Genomic DNA, 9,439 nt, shown 5'->3' with positions numbered 1-9,439 from the left:
GGGCGGCAACGGCTCGCCGGGCCGCGACCGTGCGCGCCCAGCCCGGCCGCAGCAGCGTGCTCACACGATCGGCGAGCGTCGGCCGGAGCGAAGACGCCGGGGGAGCACCGCGGGCAGATCGGAATCGTGAGCTGGGCGGGAGTGGACTGGGCGGGAACGGAAACGGGCCGGCAGGCATGGGCCGAACCTTACGAGTTCGGCCGTGCCGTTCGGCCTCGTGAAGCGGGCATTACGGGCGGTCTGTGGATGAACGGGCCGCCTGTGGACAACTCGCGATCAGCTCGCGGCAGCCGCCGGGGCTGGCGTGCTGGTCGACGAACTCGATGCGGAGCTGCCGGTCGACGTGCTGCTGGTCGAGCTGCTGCTCGACGAGTCGGACTTCGCCGGCTCACTTGCCGTGCTGCTGCCGCTCCGCGAATCGGTGCGGTAGAAGCCGCTGCCCTTGAAGACGACGCCGACGGAGTTGAACAGTTTGCGCAGCTTGCCGGTGCACTGGGGGCACTCGGTCAGCGAGTCGTCGCTGAACGACTGCACGATGTCGAAACGGTTGTCGCACGCCGTGCAGGCATATGAATAGGTGGGCACCGGTGAATCCTCCGCGCGTGTGGAAAGTGAAGTCGCAGCTTTAGCACTCTACAGTCGACAGTGCCAACAACGCCAGTGTGGGATCTATTTCCGCCGGTCACCCAGCGGAACAGTCGCCCAGCACGGTCAGTCCGCCGCTTGGTGTGAGGGCGTGCGTCATCCGGATGTCGTGCGGGTCCTCCGGCAGTTCGTCCACCAGCTCGTCGTCGTGCACCACCGCGACCAGCCGGGCCGACGGATCGGCCAGGTGCAATGTCCGGTCGTAGAACCCGGCCCCCCGCCCCAGCCGCACCCCGCGACGGTCGACGGCCAACGCCGGAACCAGCACCAGTGTCGCCTGCGCCACGGCATCGGGGGCCAGTGCCCGGCCACTCGGTTCGCGGAGCCCGAAATCCGCCGCGACCAGGTCGGCCTCGCCCGTGTACTCGGCCCATCCGAGCGGGCCGTCCGGGTTCGTCACCGGCACCAGCACCCGGTTGCCGCGACCGCGAAGGGCGTCGAGCAACGGCAGCGACCCCGGCTCCGAACCCACCGGAACGTACGCGCAGACCGTCGATGCGGATACGGTCAGAACGCGGGCGGCGGCGGTCAGCGACTCGTTGTCGGCACGGCGCTGCGCGTCGGTGCGGGCGCGCCGGGCGGCGAGAACCGAGTTCCGCCACAGTGCCTTGGGTCGTGCCTGCACACCGGCCACCTTAAGATCGGAGGGCTACCGCGCGGTAGCGAACGTTAGGGTGGGAGTCTATGACGAACAAATCGACCGACGGTGTCCGGCATTTTCGGACGGCCGTCGTCCCTGCCGCGGGCATGGGCACGCGGTTCCTTCCGGCGACCAAGACCGTGCCCAAGGAACTGCTTCCGGTCGTGGACACTCCGGGCATCGAACTGGTGGCGGGTGAGGCCGCCGAGTCCGGCGCCGAACGCCTGCTGATCGTCACGTCCCCCGGCAAGGACGGCGTGGTCGCGCACTTCGTCGAAGACCTGGTGCTCGAGTCGAAGCTCGAGGAGAAAGGCAAGTACGAACTGCTTGCCAAGGTCCGCAAGGCGCAGGGCCTGCTCGAAGTGCAATCCGTCATCCAGGAACAGCCCCTCGGGCTCGGCCACGCCGTCGCATGCGCGGAGCAGGCACTGGACCCGGACGAGGACGCGATCGCGGTGCTGCTACCCGACGATCTGGTGCTCCCCGTCGGGGTCCTCGAAACCATGCACCGGGTGCGCGCCAAGCGCGGCGGCTCCGTGCTGTGCGCGATCGACGTACCCAAAGAGCAGGTCAGCGCGTACGGCGTGTTCGACGTCGAGATCGTGCCGGACGCCACCAACCCCGATGTGCTCAAGGTGCTCGGCATGGTCGAGAAGCCGGCCGTCGAGGACGCGCCGTCGACGTTCGCCGCCGCAGGCCGCTACCTGCTCGATCGCGCGATCTTCGACGCCCTGCGTCGCATCACCCCCGGCGCGGGCGGCGAACTCCAACTGACCGACGCCATCGCGCTGCTCATCGCCGAAGGCCACCCCGTGCACGTCGTCGTGCACCGCGGCACTCGACACGACCTCGGAAATCCCGGGGGCTACCTCCGCGCTGCGGTTGACTCTGCATTGAACACCGAGGAGTACGGTCCGTCCTTGCGTGCGTGGCTCATCGAACGCCTCGAACGCTGAGGGACGTCGGGTCGCGGGCTGGAGGACGAGAAGCGGTATGCGGTCGGTTGAGGAACAGCAGGCGCGGGTGACGGCAGCTGCCGTCGCACCCCGGCCGGTTCGGGTGGCGATCTCCGAGGCGCAGGGTTTGCTCTGCGCGGAAGAGGTGGTCACCGAACGGCCCCTGCCGGGATTCGACCAGGCAGCCATCGACGGATACGCGGTGCGCAGCGTCGACGTGCAGGACGTCGGTGCAGGCGGGGACGGTGAAGCCGGCGCACCCGCCGAAGTGAGCCTGCCCGTCGTCGGGGAGGTTCGCGCAGGCTCGCGTCAGCCCATCCGGCTGCAACCGCGGCAGGCGGTGCGGGTCGACACCGGTGCACCCCTGCCCACCCTCGCCGACGCCGTGCTTCCCCTGGACGCCACCGACGGCGGCAGCGCCCGCATCACGGTGCACAAAGCCGTCCGCAGCGGCGACTACGTCCGCCGCGCCGGCGACGACGTGCAACCCGGCGACGTCGCGGTCCGCGCCGGAACCATCATCGGCGCGGCGCAGGTCGGGCTGCTCGCCGCGGTGGGTCGCGACAAGGTGCTGGTGCATCCGCGACCGCGACTGTCGGTGATCTCCGCCGGCGGCGAACTCGTCGACGTCGACCGCACCCCCGGACCGGGGCAGGTGTACGACGTGAACTCGTATTCGCTGGCCGCGGCCGCACGCGACGCGGGCGCCGACGTCAACCGCGTCGGCATCGCCGGTACCGACCCGAAGACGCTGCGCGAGGTCGTCGAAGGTCAGCTCATCCGCTCCGAGATCGTGGTGATCGCCGGGGCGGTCGGCGGTGGCGCACTCGAGGACGTACGGGAAGCACTGTCGGATCTCGGAACGCTCGAAGTGGACCGGATCGCGATGCACCCCGGGTCCGTGCAAGGCTTCGGTCAGCTCGGCCGCGACGAGGTGCCCACCTTCCTGCTGCCCGCCAATCCGGTCGGGGCGCTCGTCGTGTTCGAGGTGATGGTCCGGCCACTGATCCGCATCGCACTCGGGCGACGGCAACCGATGCGGCGGGTCGTCACCGCCCGGACGGTCGCGCCGATCACCTCGATCCCCGGCCGCAAGGGATATCTGCGCGGCCAGCTCATGCGCGACGAGGCGTCCGGCGACTATCTGGTCCAGGCGCTCGGCGGGGCGGCGGGCGCGTCGTCGCATCTGCTGGCGACACTCGCCGAAGCGAACTGCCTGGTGCTGGTCGACCCCGAGGTCGCCGAGGTCCGCACCGGCGACCCCGTCGACGTGGCCTTCCTCGGGCAGCGCGGTTGATCGGCGCTCATCCGGGTTGGCCGGTGGATCTGGGTCCGTTGCGGGTGCGCGGCGGTGTCGTGACGGTGCGGTCCGTGCGGTTGCGCGACGCGGCGGCGTGGAGCCGGCTGCGGATCGCGGGCCGCAAACACCTCGAGCCGTGGGAGCCGACGGGCGACCTCCCGTGGGATGCGCGACATCACCTGTCGGTGTGGCCGAGCCTGTATCGGAATCTGCGCGCCGAGGCGCGCAAGGGGCACATGCTGCCGATGGCCATCGAACTCGACGGACGGTATTGCGGGCAGCTCACCGTCGGCAACATCGTCCGGGGTGCGCTGCGGTCCGCGTGGATCGGCTATTGGGTGTCCGAGGACGTCAACGGGATGGGTGTCGCAACCGCGGCGGTCGCGCTCGGCCTCGATCACTGCTTCGGTCCGGCCGGCCTGCATCGGGTGGAAGCGACGGTGCGGCCGGAGAACGCGGCGAGCCGAGCGGTGCTGGACAAGGTCGGTTTCCGTGAGGAGGGCCTGTTGCGCCGCTACCTCGACGTGCACGGCGCGTTCCGTGATCACCTGCTGGTCGCGATGACCGTCGAGGAGGTTCCCGGTTCGGTGTCGGACCGGCTCGTGCGCAGCGGCCGCGCCAGTTGGCTGTGAATTCGCGCCAGTTGGCTGTGAATTTTCGGATCGTATTATCTATCTGTAACGCACATTACGGTCATTCCGCGTAGTTATACGCATGCGAACACATTTTCGTGTGACTAAAGTGAAGAGAGTGTCACATGATTCGTAGTGACTCGTGTTGCAGTTGTTGTCACATGAGTCCGGCGTTTCTGTCGGGGTGACCGAGCAGATGCAACTAACCTGACAGGGTCAGTGGCGTCGACAGGCTGGTAGGCGACAACTGGGAGGAGGGCCGCCGGTATGCCGAACTCGCTCCTGTGGATCGGGCTCGTTGCCGTCTGGCTGTTCGTCCTGGTGCCGATGCTGGTCACCAAGCGCCCCCGTATCCGCCAGACAACCGACGCCGCGCTCGCAACGCGTGTTCTGCACCGCGGTGACGACGACCCGATCACCCCGCGTGGTCCGGCCGCAGGTCACCGCAGTGATCCGAACTGGCGTCCCAGTCGCGATCGTCGCCGCGCACCCGTAGCGGCCGATCGAGTGGACCGCCCCGCGGAGGACAACATGGACACCCAGGAATTCGTCGATCTCGACGAACGGCCACCCGAAGCAGATCCGCGCCGAGCGCCCGCTCGCGAGTTCGTGCCCGAACGGCGCGGTCGCGGCGGGTTCGACCCGCACGCCGACGCGGTCGCGCGGGCCGCGCGCTACGAGTACCGGCAGCGCACCGTGATCGGACTGCTGTTCGCGGCGATCCTGACCGCCGCGCTCGCGCTCATCCTGTCGCCCGCCCTGTGGTGGCTGTGCGCGCTGGTAGCGGGCGCCCTGGTCGGCTATCTGTTCTATCTGCGCAGACAGGTGCAACTCGAGCAGGAGATCCGGCGCCGGCGGATGGCCCGGCTCGCCCGGTCGCGGCTCGGCGTCGAATCACGCAGCGACGAGGAACTACGCCTGATCCCCGCGCGGCTGCGGCGTCCCGGTGCGGTCGTCCTCGAGGTCGACGACGAGGATCCGGTGTTCGACCACCTCGACCATCTGGACAACCGCGACGACGAATTCGAGGTCGACGAACCCCGCGAGTCGCGGGAAATGCCCGACTACGAGGTGCGGCGCGCGTACGGGGCGTAAACCTCCACGACCCGCCCCGAGCTGCTGATTTCGTGCACGGGCAATCGGTTTGCTACAGTTTGCGAGCGGTTCCGCGAGGAGCCGATTGGGGCTGTGGCGCAGTTGGTAGCGCGCTTCGTTCGCATCGAAGAGGTCAGGGGTTCGATTCCCCTCAGCTCCACCAGAAGAAGGGCACCTTCCATTCCGGAAGGTGCCCTTCGTCGTACCCGTGCTCGCTTGCTGTTCGGCTCGTTGCTGGCCGCGGCGTTATCGCAACGGCACCCGAACCGGTGGCAAGCCGGTGAGAAACCGGGAAGACTGTGTGGCATGGAACACAGGATGAGTGACGACGAACTGCGGCGCGCGATTCGGGTGCTCCGCGAGCGAGCCGACACAGCCCGGCACGAGAACCGGACCGGCGACGCCGATCAGATCGAAGAGACGATCCACCAGTATCAGGAGGAGATGGCCCAGCGACTGTGACACGTCGGGAGCCCGGTCCCTGACAGCGTGCACCGCGGCCGATAGGGTACGCGGCAGCACTGTGCAGCGGACGGGGGACGGATGACGATCAAGGACCTGCGTGGCACCACGTTCCTGGTGACAGGTGCCGCAAGCGGAATCGGCCGCGCGCTGGCACTCGCCGCCGCAGCCGAGGGCGCCGAACTCGTCCTCACCGACATCTCCACGGACGGCCTCGACGACACCGCCCACGCTGTTCGTGAACGCGGCGGAGTGGTTTTGCACGCCGACGCCTTCGACATCTCCGACTACGACGCGGTCACCGCATGGGCGAAGAAAGTTCACGGACAGTCCGGCAGCGTCGACGTCGTCGCGAACGTCGCCGGGGTATCGGTGTGGGGCACCGTCGACAAACTGGAGCACCGACACTGGAAACAGATGGTCGACGTCAACCTCATGGGGCCGATCCACGTCATCGAGAACTTCGTTCCCCCGATGATCGAGGCGCGCCGCGGCGGACACCTCATCAACGTCTCGTCCGCGGCCGGCCTGCTGGCCCTACCGTGGCATTCGGCGTACAGCGCCTCCAAATTCGGGCTGCGCGGCGTCTCCGAGGTCCTACGGTTCGATCTCAAACGGCACCGCATCGGGGTGTCCCTCGTCGTACCGGGTGCGGTCCGCACACCACTCGTGGACACCGTGCAGATCGTCGGTGTGGATCGCGACGCACCCGAAGTTCGCGCCCTCACCGGACGATTCGAGAAGCACGCAGCCTCACCGGAGAAGGTCGCCGACTGCATCCTGGCCGGGATGAAAAAGAACCGATACCTCGTCTACACGTCCTTCGACGTGCGGTTCGGATACTGGTGGGCCCGCAAGTTCGCGTTGCCGTACAACGTGACCATGCAATTCGCCAACGACTACTTCTCCCGCACTGTGCGGCGCGTCGGCAAATAGCATTCACGTTTCCCGCGCGAACTCCGCATGCAGATGGTGGGTCAGCGGTGTGTCGCCGTGCGCCATCCACAGGTCGTAGCTGAGGGCGTCGCCGTCGAGGACGAACCGGCGACGCAGTTCGTGCACCGGTTTCGCGTCCGGTGAGCGTTCAAGGTGCACAGTCGTGAAATCGAGGACGCCGTGCGTGAGCCGCGACCGCTGGATCTCCACGAATCCGGTCGGCTGCGCTATCAGGAACTCCACCTCGTGACCGCTGGTACGCAGATAGCCGTTCTCGGTGTGCAGGGGACGCCCGTCGTCGCGGGCACGGGTGCGGCTCACATACATCAGGAACGGTTTCCCGGGAATCGCCGTGAACTCGATCGTCTCGTCGTAACCGAAGTCGTCGATGGTGGGGTAGTGGCCGTCGCCGCCACCGATCCAGCGTCCGGCGAACGGGGCCAGCTCACCGAGCGGGTCTCGATCCGTCATAGGGTGCTCCTCGCTAGTGTGGGCACGTCGATCCTCCCACCGGGGCGATGTCGGCACTACCGTTGACGCATGAACGCGCAGTTGTGTGTGGATTCCGAAGTCGGAGTGCTCCGGACGGTCATGCTGCACCGGCCCGGCGGCGAACTCGAGCGACTCACACCCCGCAACAACGACCAGTTGCTGTTCGACGCGCTGCCGTGGGTGGCACGCGCCCAGGACGAACACGACGCGTTCGCCGACGTGTTGCGCGGTCGCGGTGTCGAGGTGCTGTTGCTGTCCGAACTACTCACCGAAACCCTCGAAGTCAGCGGCGCCGCCCGCATCCAGGGCATCTCGTCGGCGGTCGATCCGCGCCGGCTCGGGCACACTCTGGCGCAGGACCTCGCCACGCATCTGCGTACGCTCCCGGCGCCGGATCTGATGCGGATCCTCGTCGCGGGCATGACGTTCGACGAACTGCCCGAGACCGGGGTGGCGGGGCCGCCGTCGCTGGTGCGGCTCATGCACCACGGCGCCGACTTCGTGATCGACCCGCTGCCGAACCTGCTGTTCACCCGCGACTCGTCGTTCTGGATCGGGCCGCGTGTCGCGATCCCGGCCCTCGCGTTGCCCGCCCGCCGGCGTGAGGCCACACTCACCGATCTCATCTACGCGTTCCATCCGCGATTCCTGGGGGTGCGCCGCGCCTACGAATCGCACACCGCGCCGGTGGAAGGTGGCGACGTGCTGCTGCTCGCACCGGGAGTCGTCGCCGTCGGGGTCGGGGAGCGCACATCCCCGTCAGGTGCGGAAGCGTTGGCGCGCAGCGTATTCGAGGATGGTCTCGCGCACACGGTGCTGGCGGTGCCGATCGCGCAGCAGCGCGCCTCGATGCACCTGGACACCGTGTGCACGATGGTCGACACCGATGCCGTCGTCATGTACCCGGCGATCCGGGACAAGCTCGACGCATTCACGATCCGCCGGGAGAACGGTGACGTCGGCATCGGTGGGCCGCGGCCGTTTCTCGAAGCGGCCGCCGACGCCATGGGCATCGACCGGCTCCGCGTCATCGACACGGGTCTGGATTCGGTGGTCGCCGAGCGGGAACAGTGGGACGACGGCAACAACACCCTCGCGGTCGCGCCGGGAGTGGTTGTCGCGTACGAGCGCAACGTCGAAACGAACGCGCGGCTCGAGGACGCCGGCATCGAAGTACTACGGATCGCCGGGTCGGAACTGGGTTCCGGTCGCGGCGGCCCACGCTGCATGTCGTGCCCGCTGGCGCGGGCGGCCGTCTGAACCGCCCGCCGGTGCGCCGGCCCGGCGGGTCCGAGCGAATGTATCGCTCGCTTCATTGGATCGACTGAGGGATACATTCGCTCGGAGGAGGCGGGCGGGCGGGCCGCCACGAAAAGTGGCGGACGGAATCAGAGAATCTCGCGGACCTTGTCGACGGGACGGGCCAGCACGGTGCCCTTGTCGGTGACGACGATCGGCCGCTCGATGAGGATCGGGTTCGCGACCATCGCATCGACCAGTTCGTCCTCGGACGCGTCGGCGAGGTTCAGTTCCGTGAACAGCGATTCCTTCCGCCGGATCGCCTCGCTGGGCTTCAATCCCGCGTCGTCGAGCAGCTTGCGCAGCCCGTCCCGCGACGGTGGCGTCTCGAGGTACTTCACGACGGTCGGTTCGAGACCGGCCTCCTGAAGAACCTTCAACGTGTTGCGGGAGGTGCTGCAGCGCGGGTTGTGGTAGATCGTCGCGGTCGTGGCCATGCCGCCATTGTGCCGTGCGCCGCAGCCACCGGAGTTGAACCTCGCTCGTGTCGTGCATACGGTATCGCCGATCAATACACACGTACTGCCGACCGGGAGGCGACGCGGACATGCTCAAGGGTTTCAGGGATTTTCTGCTGCGGGGGAACGTGGTGGAACTGGCGGTCGCGGTCGTCGTAGGCGCCGCGTTCACCGCCATCGTCACCGCCTTCACCAACAACATCGTCAACCCGCTCGTCGCCGCGGTCGGCGGTGCCAACGAGTACGGCTGGGGAATCCAGATCACGTCCAGCCCTGAAACGTTCATCAACGTCGGCGCGGTGGTCACCGCCTTGATCAACTTCGTGATCATCGCCGCGGTCGTGTACTTCGTGCTCATCGTCCCGGTCAACGCCGCCAAGAACCGCTTTGCCCCGCCGAAGGAATCCGGCGACAAGCCGCTCAGCGAAACAGATCTGCTCATCCAGATCCGCGATCTGCTCGAGCAGGGTGCCTACACCAAACGCCCGGACGGCGATGTCGACGAAGAGCGCGTCTGAGACGGT

Annotated in this window: 12 protein-coding genes and 1 tRNA gene; 9 read left to right on the top strand and 4 right to left on the bottom strand. The window is 67.8% G+C overall.

The window, feature by feature from the left end; translation table 11 throughout:
• Nucleotides 1-276: 276 nt before the first annotated feature.
• Both WAX14_RS03975 and WAX14_RS03970 read right to left on the bottom strand, forming a co-directional pair.
• Nucleotides 277-585, bottom strand: a complete 309-nt coding sequence (locus WAX14_RS03975) for an FmdB family zinc ribbon protein (RefSeq protein ID WP_422626791.1) — start codon at nt 583-585, stop codon at nt 277-279.
• A gap of 97 nt (nt 586-682) precedes the next feature.
• Nucleotides 683-1,270, bottom strand: coding sequence for a 5-formyltetrahydrofolate cyclo-ligase (locus WAX14_RS03970; protein WP_422626790.1), 588 nt, complete (start codon nt 1,268-1,270; stop codon nt 683-685).
• A gap of 59 nt (nt 1,271-1,329) precedes the next feature.
• Here WAX14_RS03970 and WAX14_RS03965 point away from each other — a divergent pair, with 59 nt between their 5' ends.
• The 7 genes from WAX14_RS03965 (at nt 1,330) to WAX14_RS03935 (ending at nt 6,666) form a co-directional block, all read left to right on the top strand.
• The gene (locus WAX14_RS03965) at nt 1,330-2,241 is read left to right on the top strand and encodes a UTP--glucose-1-phosphate uridylyltransferase (protein WP_422626789.1); all 912 of its coding nucleotides are present in this window, start codon (nt 1,330-1,332) and stop codon (nt 2,239-2,241) included.
• A gap of 37 nt (nt 2,242-2,278) precedes the next feature.
• Entirely contained in the window at nt 2,279-3,538 is a 1,260-nt protein-coding gene (glp, locus tag WAX14_RS03960; RefSeq protein ID WP_422626788.1) for a gephyrin-like molybdotransferase Glp, read from the top strand.
• Complete coding sequence (locus tag WAX14_RS03955; protein WP_422626793.1) at nt 3,538-4,173, top strand: GNAT family N-acetyltransferase; 636 nt, start codon at nt 3,538-3,540, stop codon at nt 4,171-4,173. The genes glp and WAX14_RS03955 overlap by 1 nt, the downstream gene beginning before the upstream one ends.
• Before the next feature lie 267 nt (nt 4,174-4,440).
• On the top strand, nt 4,441-5,268 hold the full coding sequence (gene glpR / locus WAX14_RS03950; protein WP_422626787.1) for a gephyrin-like molybdotransferase receptor GlpR: 828 nt from the start codon (nt 4,441-4,443) through the stop codon (nt 5,266-5,268).
• Nucleotides 5,269-5,355: 87 nt separating this feature from the next.
• Nucleotides 5,356-5,431, top strand: a tRNA-Ala gene (locus WAX14_RS03945).
• Between the two features lie 155 nt (nt 5,432-5,586).
• A complete protein-coding gene (locus WAX14_RS03940) occupies nt 5,587-5,730 on the top strand; it encodes a hypothetical protein (RefSeq protein WP_422626786.1) in 144 nt (47 codons plus the stop codon).
• An 81-nt stretch (nt 5,731-5,811) separates the two neighbouring features.
• Complete coding sequence (locus WAX14_RS03935; protein ID WP_422626785.1) at nt 5,812-6,666, top strand: SDR family oxidoreductase; 855 nt, start codon at nt 5,812-5,814, stop codon at nt 6,664-6,666.
• Nucleotides 6,667-6,669: 3 nt separating this feature from the next.
• Here WAX14_RS03935 and WAX14_RS03930 read toward each other — a convergent pair whose 3' ends face one another.
• The gene (locus WAX14_RS03930) at nt 6,670-7,137 is read right to left on the bottom strand and encodes an FABP family protein (protein ID WP_422626784.1); all 468 of its coding nucleotides are present in this window, start codon (nt 7,135-7,137) and stop codon (nt 6,670-6,672) included.
• A 69-nt stretch (nt 7,138-7,206) separates the two neighbouring features.
• Between WAX14_RS03930 and arcA the strand changes: the two genes are divergently transcribed.
• Nucleotides 7,207-8,418 (top strand): arginine deiminase, encoded by a 1,212-nt coding sequence (arcA, locus tag WAX14_RS03925; protein ID WP_422626783.1) that lies wholly within the window; start codon nt 7,207-7,209, stop codon nt 8,416-8,418.
• A gap of 128 nt (nt 8,419-8,546) precedes the next feature.
• Here arcA and arsC read toward each other — a convergent pair whose 3' ends face one another.
• Nucleotides 8,547-8,894: an arsenate reductase (glutaredoxin) gene (arsC, locus tag WAX14_RS03920; RefSeq protein WP_422626782.1), complete on the bottom strand. Its 348-nt coding sequence runs from the start codon at nt 8,892-8,894 to the stop codon at nt 8,547-8,549.
• A 110-nt stretch (nt 8,895-9,004) separates the two neighbouring features.
• On the opposite strand from arsC, the gene mscL reads away from it, so the two are divergent.
• On the top strand, nt 9,005-9,433 hold the full coding sequence (mscL, locus tag WAX14_RS03915; protein ID WP_422626781.1) for a large conductance mechanosensitive channel protein MscL: 429 nt from the start codon (nt 9,005-9,007) through the stop codon (nt 9,431-9,433).
• Nucleotides 9,434-9,439 lie beyond the last annotated feature (6 nt).

Origin of the sequence: Rhodococcus sp. (in: high G+C Gram-positive bacteria) (genome assembly GCF_049299235.1) — a bacterium.
Taxonomy (GTDB): Bacteria; Actinomycetota; Actinomycetes; order Mycobacteriales; family Mycobacteriaceae; genus Rhodococcus.
The sequence above is the reverse complement of the archived record's forward strand: the minus strand, read 5'-3'. Positions and strand labels throughout refer to the sequence as shown.

Coding starts and splice junctions, on each gene's coding strand:
- WAX14_RS03965 (WP_422626789.1), top strand. CDS start 1,330: ATGACGAACAAATCGACCGACGGTGTCCGGCATTTTCGGACGGCCGTC.
- glp (WP_422626788.1), top strand. CDS start 2,279: ATGCGGTCGGTTGAGGAACAGCAGGCGCGGGTGACGGCAGCTGCCGTC.
- glpR (WP_422626787.1), top strand. CDS start 4,441: ATGCCGAACTCGCTCCTGTGGATCGGGCTCGTTGCCGTCTGGCTGTTC.
- WAX14_RS03940 (WP_422626786.1), top strand. CDS start 5,587: ATGAGTGACGACGAACTGCGGCGCGCGATTCGGGTGCTCCGCGAGCGA.
- WAX14_RS03935 (WP_422626785.1), top strand. CDS start 5,812: ATGACGATCAAGGACCTGCGTGGCACCACGTTCCTGGTGACAGGTGCC.
- WAX14_RS03930 (WP_422626784.1), bottom strand. CDS start 7,137: ATGACGGATCGAGACCCGCTCGGTGAGCTGGCCCCGTTCGCCGGACGC.
- arcA (WP_422626783.1), top strand. CDS start 7,207: ATGAACGCGCAGTTGTGTGTGGATTCCGAAGTCGGAGTGCTCCGGACG.
- arsC (WP_422626782.1), bottom strand. CDS start 8,894: ATGGCCACGACCGCGACGATCTACCACAACCCGCGCTGCAGCACCTCC.
- mscL (WP_422626781.1), top strand. CDS start 9,005: ATGCTCAAGGGTTTCAGGGATTTTCTGCTGCGGGGGAACGTGGTGGAA.